Annotated in this window: 14 protein-coding genes and 3 pseudogenes; 9 read left to right on the forward strand and 8 right to left on the reverse strand. The window is 58.2% G+C overall.

Going from position 1 to position 18442, the window contains the following annotated elements; all coding sequences use genetic code 11:
* Window positions 1-31: 31 nt before the first annotated feature.
* A complete protein-coding gene (locus ACZ5KU_RS19870) occupies window positions 32-907 on the reverse strand; it encodes a LysR substrate-binding domain-containing protein (RefSeq protein WP_464736101.1) in 876 nt (291 codons plus the stop codon).
* 213 nt (window positions 908-1120) lie between these two features.
* Between ACZ5KU_RS19870 and ACZ5KU_RS19875 the strand changes: the two genes are divergently transcribed.
* From ACZ5KU_RS19875 to ACZ5KU_RS19910, 8 genes and pseudogenes are all read left to right on the forward strand, one after another.
* Window positions 1121-2290 carry a porin gene (locus ACZ5KU_RS19875; protein WP_464736102.1) on the forward strand — a complete coding sequence of 390 codons (1170 nt, stop codon included), beginning with the start codon at window positions 1121-1123 and terminating at the stop codon, window positions 2288-2290.
* Between the two features lie 42 nt (window positions 2291-2332).
* Window positions 2333-3271, forward strand: coding sequence for a LysR substrate-binding domain-containing protein (locus tag ACZ5KU_RS19880; protein WP_464736103.1), 939 nt, complete (start codon window positions 2333-2335; stop codon window positions 3269-3271).
* A 222-nt stretch (window positions 3272-3493) separates the two neighbouring features.
* The gene (aldA, locus tag ACZ5KU_RS19885) at window positions 3494-4918 is read left to right on the forward strand and encodes an aldehyde dehydrogenase (protein ID WP_464736104.1); all 1425 of its coding nucleotides are present in this window, start codon (window positions 3494-3496) and stop codon (window positions 4916-4918) included.
* 79 nt (window positions 4919-4997) lie between these two features.
* Window positions 4998-6290: an MFS transporter gene (locus tag ACZ5KU_RS19890; protein ID WP_464736105.1), complete on the forward strand. Its 1293-nt coding sequence runs from the start codon at window positions 4998-5000 to the stop codon at window positions 6288-6290.
* Window positions 6287-7504 (forward strand): mandelate racemase/muconate lactonizing enzyme family protein, encoded by a 1218-nt coding sequence (locus ACZ5KU_RS19895; RefSeq protein WP_464736106.1) that lies wholly within the window; start codon window positions 6287-6289, stop codon window positions 7502-7504. The genes ACZ5KU_RS19890 and ACZ5KU_RS19895 overlap by 4 nt, the downstream gene beginning before the upstream one ends.
* Before the next feature lie 54 nt (window positions 7505-7558).
* Window positions 7559-9210 (forward strand): annotated as a pseudogene (locus tag ACZ5KU_RS19900) (GMC family oxidoreductase).
* Window positions 9211-9690: 480 nt separating this feature from the next.
* A complete protein-coding gene (locus tag ACZ5KU_RS19905) occupies window positions 9691-10044 on the forward strand; it encodes a hypothetical protein (RefSeq protein WP_464736107.1) in 354 nt (117 codons plus the stop codon).
* Window positions 10041-11560: pseudogene (locus tag ACZ5KU_RS19910) on the forward strand (conjugal transfer protein TraG N-terminal domain-containing protein). Before ACZ5KU_RS19905 ends, ACZ5KU_RS19910 begins: the two are co-directional and overlap by 4 nt.
* Window positions 11561-11570: 10 nt before the next feature.
* Here the strand turns inward: ACZ5KU_RS19910 and ACZ5KU_RS19915 are convergent.
* Complete coding sequence (locus ACZ5KU_RS19915; protein ID WP_464736108.1) at window positions 11571-11930, reverse strand: DUF3742 family protein; 360 nt, start codon at window positions 11928-11930, stop codon at window positions 11571-11573.
* A gap of 477 nt (window positions 11931-12407) precedes the next feature.
* Here ACZ5KU_RS19915 and ACZ5KU_RS19920 point away from each other — a divergent pair, with 477 nt between their 5' ends.
* Complete coding sequence (locus ACZ5KU_RS19920; RefSeq protein WP_464736109.1) at window positions 12408-12761, forward strand: DUF6124 family protein; 354 nt, start codon at window positions 12408-12410, stop codon at window positions 12759-12761.
* A 94-nt stretch (window positions 12762-12855) separates the two neighbouring features.
* Here ACZ5KU_RS19920 and ACZ5KU_RS19925 read toward each other — a convergent pair whose 3' ends face one another.
* From ACZ5KU_RS19925 to ACZ5KU_RS19950, 6 genes and pseudogenes are all read right to left on the reverse strand, one after another.
* Window positions 12856-13500: a DUF6896 domain-containing protein gene (locus ACZ5KU_RS19925; RefSeq protein WP_464736110.1), complete on the reverse strand. Its 645-nt coding sequence runs from the start codon at window positions 13498-13500 to the stop codon at window positions 12856-12858.
* A gap of 165 nt (window positions 13501-13665) precedes the next feature.
* Window positions 13666-14076 carry a hypothetical protein gene (locus ACZ5KU_RS19930; protein ID WP_464736111.1) on the reverse strand — a complete coding sequence of 137 codons (411 nt, stop codon included), beginning with the start codon at window positions 14074-14076 and terminating at the stop codon, window positions 13666-13668.
* Window positions 14077-14166: 90 nt separating this feature from the next.
* On the reverse strand, window positions 14167-14700 hold the full coding sequence (locus ACZ5KU_RS19935; protein ID WP_464736112.1) for a hypothetical protein: 534 nt from the start codon (window positions 14698-14700) through the stop codon (window positions 14167-14169).
* A 53-nt stretch (window positions 14701-14753) separates the two neighbouring features.
* On the reverse strand, window positions 14754-15041 hold the full coding sequence (locus ACZ5KU_RS19940) for a barstar family protein (protein ID WP_464736113.1): 288 nt from the start codon (window positions 15039-15041) through the stop codon (window positions 14754-14756).
* A 122-nt stretch (window positions 15042-15163) separates the two neighbouring features.
* Window positions 15164-15513: pseudogene (locus tag ACZ5KU_RS19945) on the reverse strand (hypothetical protein).
* 273 nt (window positions 15514-15786) lie between these two features.
* Window positions 15787-18327, reverse strand: coding sequence for a TIR domain-containing protein (locus ACZ5KU_RS19950; protein ID WP_464736114.1), 2541 nt, complete (start codon window positions 18325-18327; stop codon window positions 15787-15789).
* Between the last annotated feature and the right edge of the window lie 115 nt (window positions 18328-18442).

Below are 18442 nucleotides of genomic sequence, written 5' to 3' on the forward strand. Positions count from 1 at the left end.
ACAGCTTGCCGCTACGACTTGTCCCGAGGACTCAAGGGTTGCTCACAGCCGCCAGCCAATCTGCAAACCGCTCCACCTTGGATAACCCGCGCTTGTCGCCTGGCACCTCCAGCCAGTAGCCATAAGGCCCGATCACCTCAACCGGGGTGATCGGCAGCAGGCTGCCGCTGGCCAGTTCGCGCTCAATCATCTGGCGGTCGATCACCGCCAGCCCACCCCCTGCCAAGGCGGTATGGATCACCTGGTCCAGGGTGCCGAACTCGATACCGCTGTCGGCATCGACATCGCTGCGGCCGGTGGCCGCCAGCCAGTTCTCCCACACGTGCAGACGGCGTCCTTCGTGGAGGATATGCAACAGGGGGTGATCGCGCAGGCAAGGCTCGCGCCCGTCCAGAAACAGCTCGGGGCTGGCCACAGCCATGTGCCGCTCCATCACCAGCAGGCGGCGATTGGCGAAGCCCTCTGCTTCGCGGCTGAACAGGATGCGGCAGTCGAGCTCGCCGGGATGTTCGTCATCACGCTGGCTGGTGACGCTGAGGCTCATGTCCGGGTAGCGCTGCATGAAGCCGCGCAGGCGTGGCGACAGCCAACGGGTGGCCCAGGTCGGCGGGGCGAGGATGCGCAAACGCTGGCGCAGGTTGGGCACGCGCACCGCTTCCAAACCCCGCTCGATGCGGTCGAACGCCTCGCCCAGGAGCGGGGCCAGGGTGTTGCCGGCCTCGGTCAGGGTTAAGCCACGCGGGCCCCGGACGAACAGCACAACGCCCAGGTAATCCTCCAACTGCTTGATCTGCCGACTGACGGCGCCCTGGGTGACATTCAGCGCATCAGCGGCACGATTGAAGCTGCGATGGCGGGCAACTTCCTCGAAGACCTTGAGCATGTTCAAAGGCGGCAGGGTTCGCATGATGAGTGTCTGATGATCGTTGTTTTTGTAGGGCGATTCTACAGGGGTGCGACCGCCTGCAAACATGCGTTTTTCTCGGGTTACCGGTGCGTATTGCTCGTTTGTGCCGAGGCAGGGGCGTTGGATAGGGTCGCCCCCAATCGCGGGCTTGCCCCGCGATGGACTGCACAGCAGCCCCGATAACGATAAGAAACCACCAAAGGTATCCCATCCATGCCCGCACTCGCGTTGCGTCACACCCTGTTGCCCCTCCTGCTGACCCTCAGCGCTGTCGCCCACGCCGTGCCGATCACCGAGCACCTCGATGTCGGCGGTGCGATCCGCGCGCGATTTGACCACGACCCGGACCGCAACATCGACAAGGCCGGCCTTGACACCATCATGCTGCGCGCCAACTACGATTCCGACACTTGGATCGGCGCGGTGCGCTACCGCTTCTACGGCCAGGCCTACCCCTACCAGTACACCGACAAGGTCGGCGATATCCAGTTCGCGGAGTACGCCTGGGTCGGCTACAAGTTCGACGAGAATCGCCAGGTGCAGGTGGGTTTGAACAAGATCCCCTTTGGCCTGCAGCCCTACTTCGGCAGCACCTTCTACGAAACCCTGGGCAACGTCATAGGCCTTGAGGACGTCGAGGCGGTGGGCGCCAAGTACATCCACCAGCAAGGCGATTGGAACCTTCAACTGGGCGTGTATGGCCGCCCCGCCTGGCCAGGACGCGGCACCAGCAACGGCACCACCTACTCAAGCGTGGTGACCTCGGCTGACGACTATGTCGCAAACGGCAGCCGCAATCAGGAACGGCAGATTGCCGTCGCCCGCCTGGCGCGGTCGTTCAAGCTGGGAGACTGGCAATCCGAGGCGGGCCTCTCCGGCCTGACCTCGCGCCTGGAAAACCGCGACACCCACGATGATGGCCGGCGCAACGTGATCGGCGTGCATTACCTGGGCACGAACGGCCCGTGGGGCGTGCAGATGCTTGCCGCCCGCCAGCAGATGTCGCCACGCAACCCGGATAACAGCGAGCAAGTGACCTTCGGTGGCTACGACGGCACCTACAATGTCGCCAGTCGCGGTAACCTGTATGTCGGCGACCTCAGCTACAGCGTGCCCGGCACCTTCCTCGGCGATTGGGTCAGTGGGGTCAAGCTCTACGGCAACTACAGCCGCTTCGACAAGTCCGCCGCCGGCTTTGACAGCTCCGAGCGCTTTATCCTCGGCACCTCGTTCTCGGTGCGTAGCGTCTACATCGCGCTGGAGTGGCTCAACGGACGCAACGATCCGTACATCGGCGGTAGTAGTTACACCGAAAGCCTCGCCCAGGGCGGCAGCGATCAATGGGAGAACCAGCTGTACATGAATATCGGCTATTACTTTTAAACCCTGGGGCTGCACAGCAGCCCATCCCAGGAGAACCGGCGAGTGAAACGCAAGATTCCCGCACTCAACGCCCTCAAAGCCTTCGAGGTGGCTGGCAGCACCGGCAGTTTCACCCGCGCCGCCGAGCTGCTCAACGTCACCCAGAGCGCTGTCAGCCGCCAAGTGCGTCAGCTCGAAGAGCAGCTCGGCGAATCACTGCTACAGCGCCGCCACCATCACCTTCAGCTCACCGACGCCGGGCGCACGCTGCTCAACGCCCTGCAACAATCCTTCGACCGCATCGAACTGACCGTGCGCGGCATCCAGCAGCGCCAGCACCCCACGCGCATCCGCCTCAACGCCCCGCCGACCTTCGCCAGCCGCTGGCTGCTGCCGCGCCTGGGGCGCCTGCGCGAAGCCTGCCCCGGGCTCGAGGTGACGCTCACCACTCACCTGCAGGATAACCTGGCGGAAATCGCCACCCTTGACTGCGCGATCCGCTTCGGCAATGGCGAATGGGACGGTCTGGACAGTTCGCTGCTGATGCACGAGCGGCACATCGCCGTGTGCTCGCCGTCGCTGCTGGCGCAGCAGGAAGAACGCCGGGTTGACCTGCACCACATGACCTTGCTGCATGTACTGGCCCGCGAGGACCAACGCTTTCTGACCTGGCGCCATTGGCTGGATGCAGCGCGAATCCAGGGCGTGGACCTGAGGGGCGGCTACGAGTTTGACCTGCTGGATATGGCCATCCGCGCCGCTATCGACGGGCTGGGCATCACCATCGCCGACCGGCAGATGGTCGCCAGGGAACTGGCGGCTGGGCAACTGGTGCAAGTGCTGGATGTGCAGGTCGACGGGCACCAGTCGTACTGGTGGGTAACCCGGCCGGAGCAGCAGTTGCCGGCGCACGTGGAGCAGTTTCGCGAATGGCTGATGCAGGAGGTGTGGCTGGCCGAGCGCAACCTGGGCGGGGTTTCAGAGGTGGCCAGGTGTGAATAAGGGGGGCCGTGGCTTGTCGAGCTTGCCAGCCAAGCCATCCTCGCTGCACCTGAGTAACATGCGTTTTAAGCACATTACCCTCACGCATTAATCGTTTGTCCCCCGCCCCCGCCTGCGACAAATTGTCCGCCATAACCCACAAGAAAAACCGCTGCGCCAGCGCGGCCTCGTGCCCGTTCGCCAGCCCTTGTGGGCCTGTTCACCCCGCAAGCGGACCCCTTCATGCGTATAGAACACAACTTCATCGATGGTCGCTTCATCGTCGCCCCCGAACAGCCCGCCCTGAGCGTGTTCGATCCAGCCACCGACGAGGTGGTCGGCAGCGTCAGCGCCGCCAGCCATGACCAAGCCATCTTGGCCGTCGAAGCCGCCAGTCGCGCCCAGCGCACCTGGGGCGCCTTGCCCTCGATCGAACGCGCACAGCACCTACGCCGTCTGGCCGACGCCCTTGAAGCCTGCGCCGACGACATCGGTGCAGCCTTGGCCAGCGAATCCGGCAAGGCACCCAGCGATGCCCGCAACGAAGCGCTGTACGCGGCCGAGATCACCCGCTACCACGCTGAATGGGCACGACGTATCGAAGGCGAAGTGATCCCCAGTGACAGCCCTGACGAAACCATCCTGCTCAAGCGCGAAGCCATAGGCGTGGTCGCCTGCCTGATCCCGTTCAACTACCCGGTCTACACCCTGCTGCGCAAGCTCGCCCCGGCGCTGATTGCCGGCAACACCGTGGTGGTGCGTCCGAGCAACAACACCCCGTTGTCAGCCTTCGCCATCGCCCGGGCCGTGCAGCAGGCACAATTGCCGGACGGCGTAATCAACATCCTGGCGATGCAGCACGATGTCGCCGCCACCCTTTGCACCCAGCCGGCAGTGGGTATGATCACCCTCACCGGCAGCGTGCGTGCCGGTCGTACCGTGCTTGAGTACTGCAAGGCAAACATTGCCAAGCCATCGCTGGAGCTGGGCGGCAAGACCCCAGCCATCATCGAGGCCGACGCCGACCTGGAAGCGGCGGCTTGCGCCATCGTTGCCTCCAAGACCACCCACTGCGGCCAACTGTGCACTGCCATTGAGCGAGTCTACGTTCAGGCCAGTGTGCACCAGCGCTTGCTGACGCTGCTGCGCGAGAAGTTCGCCGAGGTGCGCATCGGCAACCGCGCCGAGGATGCGGCCTGCATGGGCCCGCTGATCAGCGCAGGTTCGCGTGACGAAATCCACGCCAAGGTGCAGCGCGCCGTGGCGGCGGGCGCCCGCATCGAAGCCGGTGGCTACCTGCCCGAGGGCCCGGGCAACTTCTACCCGGCAACCCTGCTCAGCCATTGCCGCCAGGACATGGAGATCGTCCAGGAAGAGACCTTCGGCCCGGTGTTGCCGGTACTGGCCTACGACACCCTCGACGAGGCCCTGGCCATGGCCAACGACCACCAGTTCGGGCTGTCGTCGGTGCTCTACAGCGAGAACTACCGCAGCGCCATGAAGCTGGCCAACGCCATTGAGGCCGGCGAGCTTTACGTCAATCGAACCCCTGCCGACCCGTACCAGGGCTACCACGCCGGCTGGAAACGCTCGGGCCTGGGGGGCGATGACGGCAAGCACGGGATGCTCGAGTTCACCCAGACCCGTCTGGTCGTGCTCAAGCACTGAACCATCGAGGGTGCGCTGCCTGCGCGCCCTCCACTGCCCAGCGATACCCCCGACGACAGATCCGTCCACGAGAACAACAATGAAAAAGACAATAAACGCCGAGGCGCTCAGCGTGCCCACTCCTTCCGCCAACTTGTCGCGCTACCTGCAACTGGCCTTGCTGGTACTGGCCGCAGGCGCCATCTACCCGATGCTGTACCTGCGCCAGGTGTACCAGAGCACCATGCTTGAGGCGCTTTCGATCAACAACAGCGAGTTGGGCTACCTGTACTCGATCCTCGGCACGGCCTTCCTGGTCAGCTATCTGCCCAGCGGCTGGCTGGCCGACCGCCTTTCGCCGCGCTTGCTGATCAGTTTCTCGCTGGTCGGCACTGGCCTCTTAGGCATCTGGTACGCGCAACTGCCAGGCTTTGAAGCGCTGCTGGCGATCTTCTGCGGTTTCGGTATTACCACCGGCCTGACCTTTTGGGCCTCGTTGATCAAGCGGGTCAAGATGATTGCTGGCGAGAGTGAGCAAGGCCGCTTCTTCGGCGTGCTCGACGGCGGTCGTGGTCTGGTCGAGGCGCTGCTGGCGACCATCGCCATCGCCCTGTTCGCCGAGGTGGCCGACACTAACGCTGGCAGCGCCGAGGGCCTGACCCGGGTCATCCACTTCTATGCCGCCTGCTGCGTGATACTGGGTCTGGCACTGATGCTGGTGCGCGACCCACAGGTTAAGGCCAGCGCCGCCCAGGTGCGCGAGAAGGCCAACCTGCTGCAAGACCTGCGCACCCTGATGGCCATCCCGGAACTGTGGCTGGTCACCGCCATCGTGTTCTGCGGCTACCACTTCTTCTGGGCCACCTACAGCTTCTCGGCCTACCTGCAGGAGGGCGGCTTCGGACTGAGCGCCACGGCCGCCGGCCTGATCACCACCATCAAACTGTGGATGCGCCCGCTGGGCGGCATCGGCGGCGGCTGGCTGGGCGACCGCTTCTCCAAGACCGGCGTACTGACCTGGGCGATGGTCCTCGCCGCCGTCGGGATGATCGGCCTGATTGTGTTGCCGAGCCTGCATGTGCTGGGTGTGCTGGTGTTTCTGGTGATCTTTATCGGTCTGATGACCTACGCCATCCGCGGCCTGTACTGGGCCATCCTCGATGACTGCCAGGTTCCACTGCGGGTCACGGGCCTGGCGATCGGAATCATCTCTCTGGTCGGCTACTCACCGGACGTGTTCCTGCCCCTGCTCAACGGCTGGATCATCGATCACTTCCCAGGCGTCGTCGGCTACCAGATCTACTTCTCCTACGTCGTGGTGATGGGCCTGCTCGGCGTCGTCGCCACCCTCATCCTGAACAAACGCATCAAGTCCAAGGCGAGCAAAGCATGAAGATCGTATCCCTGCAGACCCACGTGGTGGCCGTGCCACCGCCGCACATCGGCGGCATGTACTGGCTGTTCGTCACGCTCAAGACCGACTGCGGCATCGAGGGTGTCGGCGAGATCTACGCCGCGACTTTCCACCCCCGCGCCATGGTGCCGGTGATCAAGGATGTGTTCGAGCGATACCTGCTCGACCAGGACCCGCACCATATCGAGCGTTTCTTCCGCCGTGCCTACTCCAGCGGTTTCACCCAGCGCCCGGACCTGACCATGATGGGTGTGGTCAGCGGACTGGAGATGGCCTGCTGGGACATCATCGGCAAGGCCGCGAACAAACCGGTATACGAGCTGCTCGGCGGCCAGGTGCACGAGCGTCTGCGCTCCTACACCTACCTTTACCCGGTCAACGCTCAGGGGGAGTACGATTACAGCGACCCGGACCTGGCCGCAGAATGCGCCGTGCAGAACATGCACTTGGGCTTTACCGCGCTGAAGTTCGACCCGGCCGGCCCCTATACCGCCTTCTCTGGCCACCAGCTGTCGCTGGAAGTACTGGAACGCTGCGAAACCTTCTGCAAGCGCATCCGCGAAGCGGTGGGCAACCGTTGCGACCTGCTGTTCGGCACCCATGGGCAGATGGTGCCGTCCTCGGCGATCCGTCTAGCCAAGCGCCTGGAGAAGTACGACCCGCTGTGGTTCGAGGAGCCCATCCCGCCCGGGCAGGAAGAGGCCATGGCCCATGTGGCGACCAAAACCAGCATACCCATTGCCACCGGCGAGCGCCTGACCACCAAGTACGAGTTCTTCAAGCTGTTGCAGGCCGGCGGTGCATCGATCCTGCAGATGAACGTGGGGCGCTGCGGCGGCCTGCTTGAGGGCAAGAAGATCGCCAGCATGGCCGAGGCCTACTACGCGCAAATCGCCCCGCACCTCTACAACGGTCCGATCGGCGCCGCGGCAAGCTTCCAACTGGCTGCCTGTACGCCGAACTTCCTGATCCAGGAAAGCATCGGTACCTGGGATGGCTTTCACGCCCAGATCCTCAAAATACCCCTGCAGTGGGAGGACGGTTACATCATTCCTTCCCGCGAGCCGGGCCTGGGGGTCGAGCTGAACATGGACGTGGTGCACCGTCATTCGGGCTATGAAGGCGAGCGCCTGCATCTGCAGATGGCGCCGCACCCGGTCGACGTCAAGGACATCTCGCCGGCCAAAGGTTGAGCGTCAAGCCGCCTCGGGCTCGGGGCGGCCTTCTATTCACAGGGTTAGCAATACATGAACGATTTTGACTACATCATCGCCGGCGCGGGCTCGGCCGGTTGCATCCTCGCTGCACGCCTGAGCGAGTCGGGGCGCCACAGCGTGCTGCTGCTCGAAGCCGGGGGCAAGGACAGCTCGCCCTGGTTCAAGCTGCCGGTGGGCTTTGCCAAGCTCTACTACAACCCCACGTTCAACTGGATGTACTACACCCAGCCACAGGCCCAACTGGCCGGGCGCAACCTGTATGCGCCGCGGGGCAAGGTCCAGGGCGGGTCGGGCTCGATCAACGCGATGATCTATGTACGCGGCCAGGCCCACGACTTCGACGACTGGGCGGCCCAAGGTGCCGAGGGCTGGTCGTTCAAGGACGTGCTGCCGTATTTCCGCAAGCTTGAATCGCACCCGGCCGGCGCCAGCCAATACCACGGTGCCAGCGGGCCGATCGGCATCACGCCGATGAAGGGCCAGGCCCATCCGATCTGCGATGTGTTTCTCGAAGGCTGCGAGCAACTGGGCTACCCGCGCAGCGAAGACTTCAACGGCAAGCACTTTGAAGGTGCCGGCATCTATGACGTCAACGTGCGTGACGGCCGGCGCAGCTCCAGCAGTTTTGCCTACCTGCACCCGGCAATGGGCCGCCCGAATCTGTACATCGAGCATCATGCGCTGGTCGAGCAGGTGCTGCTTGAGGGCAAGCGCGCGGTCGGCGTGCGTATTTCGCAGAACGGCGTGCAGCGCGAGTTCCACGCCCGCCGCGAGGTCATCCTGGCCGCAGGTGCGGTAGACACACCGAAGATCCTCCAACTATCAGGCATCGGTGATCGTGCCCTGCTCGAGCGCCACGGCATCGAAACCCGCCATCACCTGCCGGCGGTGGGCAAGAACCTGCAAGACCACCTGTGCGTGAGCTATTACTACAAAGCCAACATCCCGACCCTGAACGATGTGTTCGGCTCACTGCTGGGCAAGCTCAAACTCGGCCTGCAATACCTGCTGACCCGCAAAGGGCCACTGGCCTTGAGCGTCAACCAGTCCGGCGGGTTCTTTCGTAGTGATGCCGGACAGGCACACCCGAACCTGCAGTTGTACTTCAACCCGCTGTCCTATCAGATCCCGAAGAACAACAAGGCCAGTCTGCAACCGGAGCCTTACTCGGGCTTTTTGCTGTGCTTTAACCCGTGTCGACCGACCAGCCGCGGCGAAGTGCGCATCGCCTCGCGCGATCCGCGTGAGCCTGCGTTAATCGACCCAAACTACCTGAGCACGCAGAAGGACATCGACGAAGCCATCCAGGGCAGCCGCCTGATGCGCAAGATCATGCAGGCCCCGGCGCTACAGGCGATCACCGTCGAGGAAGTGCTGCCGGGGCCCGCCGTGGACGACGATGCAAGCATGCTGCAGTACTTTCGCGAGAACTGCGGGTCGATCTATCACCTGTGCGGCAGTTGCGCGATGGGCAACGATTCGGCGACCACGGTGGTGGACGCACGGTTGGCGGTGCATGGGCTGGACGGGCTGCGCATCGTCGACGCGTCCATATTCCCCAATGTGACCTCGGGTAACACCAACGCTGCGGTCATGATGGTCGCTGAAAAGGGGCTGATCTGATCCTTGCGGACGTGGACAACACCGTTCAACGTTTTACTTCGCAGGTAGCGGTTGTCTGAACAGACAATCTGCGCAAGAAGCAGGGAACGGCCCAACCGGCATAATGAGGCAGCCATCAGGTCTGAAGCGGTCACTGGCGAGCGGCTGCTTTTGACCCAGGCTGTGTGAAAGCCCTGAAACCCGTTTGAATTTCAGGAAGCAGTCAGTCTTCAACGAGCGATCCCCTGTACCAAAAGAGCCTCCGTGAAACCAGTTTTCCTGCTGCGCCTACGCGCAGCCATGGGGAGGATTTGAGGCTTCTCTTTCAGGAGCCTCACCATGTCTCAACTCCACCTCCTACACACGCCAGCTGCGGCCTCCAATACCGCCTCAATGCAGAGGACCGTGCTTGCGCCGGCCGTAGCCAGGTCTATAAGCGCCCTCCTCCTGCGCTATGCCCCGGCGGTATTAGGTCCATCGTCTAAACGCCGCGAGCTGCCACTGGCCGCTGAGTATGGCTATGCCGCTGTACGGTGTGCGCAGACACAGGCGGTGAAGCCATGAACCTGACCACGCGCAAATATCTCAAGCTCCTGGCGCTGATTGTCTTTGTGCCCATGGTGTTCGCTCTATTGAGCGTGCTCGTGGGGAGCCTTGTGACGATCGGTGGGCTTTCCCTGATGCGTTTTGCACAGTGGCAGGAGTGGCAGATCCACAACTACTGGCTCTTTCTGATCGCTCGCATCGTGTTCTTCGGTCTCGCTGCGTGGGGGTGGGTCTGGTTTCGCCGCCGGACGCTCAAGGTTCAACCGGTCTTTCTCCACACTGTGAAAAGGGCTGAAGTGACTGCGGTCTTCGGCATCCTGCTGATCGAACTGGTGCGGATCAGTGCGTTGTGGGAGAGCCTGGTATGACGCTCTACACCAACGACTACCTGGAGTTCTACCTGACCCTGGTGGGTTGGCTGGTCAGCAATGGCATCTGGAACGTGCTGATGGACTCAGGCTTCTTCGCGTTGCCGTTCCTGGTGATCATTCTGCAGGAATGGTTCAGGGCCGAGAGGAAGGCGGTGGTGCTGATGCGGCGCTGGCGGCCAGCGCCAGCATCGAGCATCGCCTGTGGTTGGCGACTGCGGTGGTGATGTTCGCCGGGGTGCCCTTCATCACGGTGAGTCTGAGCACCCTCAAGTTCGACCAGAGTCGTTCGGAACAGTGTCAGCATCAGGCCCCCCTGCCCCAGAACACCGGTTGGTCAAAGTCCTTCACCACCCTGAACGGCCAGAGTGCGAAAGTGCCGATCTGGTGGTTCTTTGTGCATTCGGTATCCAAAGCGATCAGTGGTGCCGCCGTAGCAGCCATACCTTGCGGGACGGATCTGCGGCAGATGCGCATGGAAGTGAATAACACCCGCCTGAAAAACCCGCTGCTGGCCCAGGAGGTGGCCGACTTCGTCGACAATTGCTATGGCTACTCCCGAGCCAAGCTGTTCATGAAGCAACCGACCCTGACCGAGGAGCAGACCAACGACACCAACTGGATTGGCTCGCGGTATTTCCTGCAGAACACGGGCTTCTACGACACCTATCATTCCAAGACTCCACGCGACGCATGGCCTTACGATCCAGAGCGGGACGCGGGCCTGGCGAAAGTACCCAGCGGTGGCGGCTACCCGACGTGCAAGCAGTGGTGGAGTGACGAAAAGGAGGGACTGAAAAGCCGACTACTTGCCGAAGTGGACAGCTCCCTTCTGGAGCGCTTCACAAAGTGGGCCACCTTTACCAGCAAGGACAAGGTGGACGAAGCACTCATTCGGCAGGTGGTGTCGCCGAGGAACCAGCAGATGACCCAGGGCAAGGTCTATACCGACTACGGCGGAAGGATCGGTTCCTCGATACCTGACGTTGCCGCCAGGGTAACAGGAGCAGTGGGAACGACCATGGGCACGCTGACGAACATGCCAGCCATGGATGTGGTTCGCCAGGCGCTGCCGATGATCATGGCCTTCTTGAAGATGGCGCTGGTGATATGCATTCCGTTGGTGCTGGTGCTCGGCAGCTACGACTTGAAAGCGCTGGTCACGATATCGGTAGTGCAGTTCGCACTGATCTTCGTGGATTTCTGGTTCCAGTTGGCACGCTGGATGGACAGCACCATCTTCGATGCCCTGTACGGATCCGGCTCGCCCCACGCGACCCTGAACCCGTTGATGGGACTGAACAATGAGCAGGCGGATTTTCTGTTGAGTATGGTGATGGGAGCGATATTTATTTTCCTGCCAACTTTCTGGATAACGGCTTTAGGTTGGGCTGGGCAACATGCTGGATCAGCTCTTCGAGGATTCGCAGATGGTACTAGCGATGTTCGACAATACGGAGGCGCGGGCAAGAACGTACTAAAGAAATCCGCAACTAAGCTGCTTTCGAAGAAGTGAAAAATCAAGCTCATGGCTTATGATCAAATCTCGGGTCATGAATATACTCAGGAGAGAATCGATCAGGGCAAAAATCTGTATCATCAAATTTTCCCTCATCTTCACTGGAGTCTATTTCATAGTTAACCATCTCTTTGACTATGTATACTCCAAAAATCACGACCACAACCCAAAACGCTAGGTATAGGAACAAACCGATCAGAGATAGTCGCACCAACCCACTCAGCAAGCTCGCCAACGTGGCGGGCATGCCTTTTTTCATTGCCCAGCGAAGGACCGGTTCCTCCAGTCTGCGATAGCGACCAGAGAACCAGCCGAATGCGTATCCCAAGCGGTAGATGAGTCCTTTTTTCTTTGTTTCGGTAGCCATGCTTCCACCTCGCGATTGAGATTTCTGTCGTCGTACCGACGGCCAGTACGACGTTCAAATCAGCTTGGCAGAGGGCTCTAATATGGGCTTGTAGGATTTTTCCCAAATAACGGTGGATTCGGCAGCAAGAGCAAAGAAGTTTGGCTTATTCAGCCTCCTGCAAGACAACTCGCTTTCCCTTGAGTGAAATTTCCGAGACAATCCCAAGTGCTTGTTTTGCGCCAAATCTCGCCGCTAGTCTTCGGCCCGTCACTGCTCATCAGTGATCAGGTTTAGTCGCCTGGAAATCTTACATTGGTCGCACAAGCGTCACCTCCCAATCGGGCATTTCTGTGCCCTGCTTGATGGTGGCTGTGCGTAGGGCGCTTTCGAGCGCGCCGGGTTCCCAATGTTCCGGTACGACTAACCTGCGTACAGCTGCCTCCCACTCGTTTAGTCGCGACGCAGGCAGTTCCACTTAACATTGGAAGTGCAGACATGTTCAAAGTAACCCCCAATCCGCCGGCGAAACGCAACGCAGCAATCATCGACTCCCGCATCGCCGATCGAGCACTGGCCCACCACAACCTCGGCCCGGATGCAGGTACGGAGCCTACTCCTCTGCCCGCAGTGATACCGCCATGCAACTCACCTACGCTGCTCGGCCAAGAAGAGGTCCTGGTCGACATCCACTCAATCCTGCAGTCGGCCGCGGCCACGGCCTATGAGAACGCCGACAACCAGACCGGCCCCAATCGCAAGGTGGCGATGGGCGTGGTGTACCTGATTGAGCTGGCGCAGTCGAGGATGGATCAGTTCCTGAATGGGCAGTCGATCAGCGCCAGCAGCTGATCACGACGGGCTTCAGGGAAAAGCGGGAAGCAGGAGCACAGCTTCCCGCTCTACTCGTATCCGTCGGGCCTGACGCCGATGCCGGCGCCCCGTGCTAGCGGATCTGAAAAACCCGAGAAATCAGAGCACGGGCTTTATCGCCGTCGGCCTCATACAGGCCCTGTAAACAGGCCTGGTCAGCGAGTCGATACAGGCGAAAATGGTTGTAGAACGCCTGGCCCAGTCGCTGCCCAGCAAACAAGCCTTGCTCCCATCGTTCGAGAAACTCGTGGTAGCTGGCGCTCTCAACTTCCAGCCGCGATGGGCTGCCCGTGTAGAGGTCGACGGCGTATGAATGAGCCGCACCGGCAACGTAGTAGAGGACGTCCCCTGAATACACCAGCGCGCCCTGCTCCACCTCAGCCTTGAAACACGCCTTGAGCGCATCCTCCGTCGCAAAGCCGTACCCGGGCAATCGGGATGCTGCAAAGCCTGCAAGCCGTCCCACATTGAAACCGTCGATCTGTCCCTGCGCCCCAAAGTCAAAGCTCACGGCGCCCGTGGAAAGCAGAACGGCGCAGCCATGGCCATGCTTGAAGTAGCGTACGCCGCCCTCAAGCGTTCCTTGCTCGGGAATGTCAGCAGCCACCCAATCGGTAGGGGTCGCCGGCAGTTCGAAACCCGAGCGTTGCATGAGCTGCACGGCCATTCGGACGCTGGCCTGGTAGTCAGAAATCAAACGGCCAAGTTGGGTATTCATGGAATCTCGAACAGCAGGAAGTGGGTCGCTCCCTCAGCAGAGAGACGACTGCGTGGGCAGGTGCTATCGGCGGTGGCTGAGCCTGTGCCAATGCTCGACGGTTTCCACGTTAGTCGTACCAGTCGAGCTTGAGGCCAATGACCTTGCGAAAGCTGTCCAGGGCGCTCATGAACTCCGCTCGTTCAAACGAGACGGGGGGTACACCCTCAAACCAGCCGACCTCGGGTCTGCGTCATGTATCCAGCCTCGCATTACCCCGAACCGCTGCCAATGAATACGCTCTTGATCCGCTACCTGTTCAACCGCCACGACAGCGCAGTTCAGATCCAGGTCCTCCGAGCAGACCAGCAGCGGAACCAGTGTTTTCCAGCCTGGGGCCGTTGAATAGCTCCGGTCCCAGATCAGCTCGACATCCCTATCGTTGTCGAGCCCCCAATGCGCGCTCACCAGGTCCATCTCCGTGTCTGGGTTTTGCTGCGGTAGCCAGACCTCAAACGGCAGGCCATCAATGGCGAACGTCGGGTATGGCTGGGTGATGTATTTGGAGGTGTGCTGAACGATGGTCAGGCGGTTCATTGAGGGGGCTGTCTTCCGTGTTCGATTCCATGCTCCCGGCAGGCTACAGAATGCCGGCTACTGGGTCCATGGTCCTGCCCACCCGATGCATTACCCGATTGAAGCGCTCTGCCCGCCATAGAGGAATGTCCCGGCGATCAGTTGGCCGTCGGTGTCGTTGAATTCGGTGTGGTACCTGACGGGAAAGACCTGCGCCTCGGTCCCAAGGGCAGCCAGCAGAGCCCTCTCGTGCTCGTGGTTCAAATCCTTCAGCAACGGATGCGTGCTGAAGTGGAAGCTCTCACCTTCATGGAAGATCGTGAGGCAGTAAGCGTCCTCATTCACCACGTAGCCCTTGAGGCGCTTCCCATCGGCCGTCTCGATCGAGGCACGCACGAACAGGCGCATCCGCGGTGGAAATGGATTGGATTCCAGCAGGGTGTAGACGCAGTGCTCGTTGCCGGCGGCGTTCAACTTGAACAGCTGGAGGACCAGTTCCCGATCCAGTCCCCATCGCACGACATCATCGATTTCCTCGTGGTCGTAATACTCCGACCAGACGGGGTAGTCATCGAATGCCTCTTCGTCGAGTTGGCTCTGGGGCAGCACGCGGAATGTGGCAATGGCTTGCGTATCGATGGGCACTTGGTCTTCCAATGGATGTGGTGACACTCTAGGGTGTAGGGCCAGCCCTCAGCTCAACCGAACTCGACATCAGATGCATCTTCAGGGTACTGCGCCTGCATATCATCCAGGCATTCTTTCAGCAATCTGGCATCGTTTGGCAAGCGCCTGGAAAAGCTGTCCCAGCCCAGGATTTTCAGTTTCAGGGGCATTGGGACCAGACCGGTTATGGCGTCCCAGAAGGCATCCCAGTTGCAGCCGTACCACCCAGGAAAATCAAGAGCATTGCTCAAGAGGGTGTGGACCTCACCCGAGTTTGTCGCGTGACTCAAATCGACTTCAACAAGTGGAAGTCTCGTCATCCCTCATACTCCGGAAGGTCGTTGTGGCGTGGCGCCCGTGGCGGCTGGATTGCATTGTGCCCCGAGCGAATTGGCTGGAAGGACACCCTCGCGCCGAAGCTAGGGATGGATAGCCCGGGGGATCAGACCGGCTTGATCGACACCACCTCAAAATACCGGAACTTCTTCTTTTTCGCCTCGGCCTTGGCTTCCTGCTCGGCCGTGAAGGTGCTCAGGGTGTTGGCGTCGTAGGTGAGGACCTCGACCTTGCCTTCGAACTCCTTGGTGGCGTGCAGGATCACGCGCAGCTTTGGGAGAGTGGCTTGGAGGTGGGTCGGCGTTTGGGGGCAGCCGTTGGCGTCGGCACCGGCGCCGAAGGTGGAGTCGGCTCGAACTCAATTTCAGGTGCTGGCGCGGGGATTGGTTTGGCGACTGGAGTGGAGGGACCGAAAAGCGCCAGGCGCATGTCTTCCTCGCTCAGTTCTGTGCTCATTGCATATATCTCATCTGCAAATCGACTACTTGATAATTAAATTTAACGAAAGTCTCGGGAACCCTTGAGACCCTAAAAAGCTCACATCAAAACACCCTCAATTACTTAATGCAGAAACAACCAAAACCTTAAAATCCAAAAACAATTATACAAAACCCATATTTTTATAACTTTCAAAAAAACACTAACACCTGGCTCAGTTAAAAACCAAGACTACAGCAGCCCTCGCCGAAGTGAGGGCTCACGAAAAATCAGCGACCTTAGGGAGAAGAATTATTTGTTAGCACCAAGCGCAGATCGCGTGTCCGATATTAATTTTTCCAACTCACTCGCACCATACTCCGTAAACCTTCTCCGATGACGCGCTAAAATTTGTTGCGCTTCACCATGTTGATTGGCATATGCCAAATGTGTAATTTGCATTTTTGCGAGTTCAATCTCAGCCATTTTGTTGGAATTAGACCTAAGCGCCTCCTTTATCTCGCCTAATAACTGCGAATACTGCTCAGTTTTCCCTTTAGTCGAAAGAACACCCAATAGAGAGATTTTTGCATGTATGGGCAGATGATGACGCCCATTAAATGTCCTCCTTAGCGACTCCGCCCCCTCATTAGCCAATACATCTCGCATACTTGCACGAATCTGCGAAAATTGCTTATTCTCCCTTACATCAGCCTCCTCAAGTCTTTCTATACAGCTATCAATTTCATCCAAAATCACTGGATCACGACGCCTACGATAACGCTCTAACAAAATCAAAGTTTCTATATCAATAATATATGGACTTGATGGCGCCAGCCTCCTGGCTTCACGAATATATTCCTGAGCCTTCTCCAACTCACCTTCAAACGCATGAATATAGGCTAGCTCCCTACATACATGAGCGTCTGCATCGCCAACGTCATAACAATTCACAAAACATGGGAGTGCATCTCTGAGGTTACCCTGCAAGCGAGCCTTGAGACCACTCACAAAGTGGAAAGTAGCTTTTTTCCTACCCGTTTCCGGCAATCGAACCGCCTCTGCTTCAAAAAAAGCCAGCCCCTCATCATTGGGAATCCTCGCAGATGAAAGTCCTATTAACCGCCAGGATTCCACTCTACCACTTTGACTAAGCTTACTAGTTTGCAGGTAAGCTTCCTTCGCAAGTGAAAAAGAACTTCTATAGTTCCTTATATCATACTCTCGCTTAGCCGCCTTAATTTGCTGAGCAGGCATGACCAAACCGGACATATAATCAGGAATTGGCGTACCTGACACCAAATGCTCTATAATCCTCGCATCCAGCAGTTCAGTAGAAACATAAGAATTTTCATCATTACCTGCCGAGTCGGATAAAAGAATTTTCCGCACCTCGTACATCTGTGCAGTAAGCTGTTCACTCAAACGCTGAGCATACCGTTGAAGATAGGGCGCCAATTGATAATAGCTATTAACATCCGATAGAAATCCTGCATCAAGTAATTGATCAACAGACTCTTCTAGGTCGGGCCAATGCGATACCAGCAATATAATTTCAGCATACGAGAGAATGAATGCATCACCAAAAAGAGCCACAGCTCTCTCATGGCCTGGATTGTTCTTTATAAAATCCACAAGCATTTTCTCAACCTGCTGATTTATAATCTGCAGAATACTTGCATGTGTCCTATTCGGGCGATATCTCGGATTAACCCTAAGATAATTCACAACCGCATTTATCAACCCCGGATGCCCGATCACACTATTTTCAACTAAACGCCTCTCCTGCGCATTTGGAAAAACAATTGAACTCTGAGCCAAAAGTATTTTAAAAAGATACCTAGAATTTTCATCATCTAGCGGTTTAACCTGATGAGAAACACCTCCAGATGAGGATAGATATCTATTCGACAAAATTACAAGATAGGGATAGCCTTTCGGCTCCAATATATTTAACAAAACCGAAAGCCACCCTAGAGGCTTGCCATCCTCACCAAAGGCATTACTTCCGACGTCAACAAACAGAACCTGATCAAACTTCGTCGTTATAGAAACAATTAAATCACCGAGCGCAACAACCTGATCCTTATCTGAAAGCTTAGCAAAATCATTAACTTTTTCAACTAACTCTCGGGCTCGCCAATGTGCAGAATACCCTAGAAGCTTCCGATACAATGCGTATACATCATCATTTTCACCATAAGACACTGAAATCTTAAACGACGAAACGTGCTTATAAAGGGTCGAGTACAAACTATTTACTAGAGTCTTCCGTCCTATACCCGTCGGACCTGATAAGAAAATATGCGTTGGCGCCTCATCAAGCTCAAGTATCTTCAGATTAAGAGACTTTATTTCTTCATCTCGACCATAACAAACTGGAGATTCAAAAACCTCCTTCCTAAGCTCATCCCTAATTCTTAGCGCCACATGCTCGGGAGAGGGGGGACATGAAACAACATATTTTGTCGCCCATTTAGGAAGCTCACCCCAGCCAGTCGAATCCAGCTGAAACACCAGAACGCTTTTCAGCTTCCATCTAGTCTGCAATTCTCGAGCTAGGTCCTGCTCCGCCCTCACCCATCCAGACTCTACTGAGGACTTAGAGAGAAACAAGACATATACATCACAGTCCTCTAAACCATCCCTTATCTGAATGGATAAATCACAACATGTTTGGAAAGTCTCAGCATCATATACCGCCCTAGCCGCTCCAAGCCTATTGAATACCTCACCAACAAAATCCTTATCAAAGCTATTATGAGATAAGAATGCCCGACTCATTTTTTGCTCCCTGCGCTGGCTATCGATGCGATTCGGTCCAGCCTGCCACATAAGCCACCATTTAGCCATCACCCAGCCATAAATTTAACTAAGACCGCACCAGAAAATAGTCAAAAAAATGGCTAATCCAACTCACCCTGATACAAACCTAAGTGGTTGAAAAATATTTATTTTTATAAAGAAC

Source organism: Pseudomonas sp. Tof1, from assembly GCF_055390395.1.

What these genes read in the sequence shown, in the direction of transcription:
- ACZ5KU_RS19875 (WP_464736102.1), top strand. Translation starts at nt 1,121, where the DNA reads ATGCCCGCACTCGCGTTGCGTCACACCCTGTTGCCCCTCCTGCTGACC.
- ACZ5KU_RS19895 (WP_464736106.1), top strand. Translation starts at nt 6,287, where the DNA reads ATGAAGATCGTATCCCTGCAGACCCACGTGGTGGCCGTGCCACCGCCG.
- ACZ5KU_RS19890 (WP_464736105.1), top strand. Translation starts at nt 4,998, where the DNA reads ATGAAAAAGACAATAAACGCCGAGGCGCTCAGCGTGCCCACTCCTTCC.
- ACZ5KU_RS19940 (WP_464736113.1), bottom strand. Translation starts at nt 15,041, where the DNA reads ATGACGAGACTTCCACTTGTTGAAGTCGATTTGAGTCACGCGACAAAC.
- ACZ5KU_RS19870 (WP_464736101.1), bottom strand. Translation starts at nt 907, where the DNA reads ATGCGAACCCTGCCGCCTTTGAACATGCTCAAGGTCTTCGAGGAAGTT.
- ACZ5KU_RS19905 (WP_464736107.1), top strand. Translation starts at nt 9,691, where the DNA reads ATGAACCTGACCACGCGCAAATATCTCAAGCTCCTGGCGCTGATTGTC.
- ACZ5KU_RS19950 (WP_464736114.1), bottom strand. Translation starts at nt 18,327, where the DNA reads ATGGCTAAATGGTGGCTTATGTGGCAGGCTGGACCGAATCGCATCGAT.
- aldA (WP_464736104.1), top strand. Translation starts at nt 3,494, where the DNA reads ATGCGTATAGAACACAACTTCATCGATGGTCGCTTCATCGTCGCCCCC.
- ACZ5KU_RS19915 (WP_464736108.1), bottom strand. Translation starts at nt 11,930, where the DNA reads ATGGCTACCGAAACAAAGAAAAAAGGACTCATCTACCGCTTGGGATAC.
- ACZ5KU_RS19925 (WP_464736110.1), bottom strand. Translation starts at nt 13,500, where the DNA reads ATGAATACCCAACTTGGCCGTTTGATTTCTGACTACCAGGCCAGCGTC.
- ACZ5KU_RS19920 (WP_464736109.1), top strand. Translation starts at nt 12,408, where the DNA reads ATGTTCAAAGTAACCCCCAATCCGCCGGCGAAACGCAACGCAGCAATC.
- ACZ5KU_RS19930 (WP_464736111.1), bottom strand. Translation starts at nt 14,076, where the DNA reads ATGAACCGCCTGACCATCGTTCAGCACACCTCCAAATACATCACCCAG.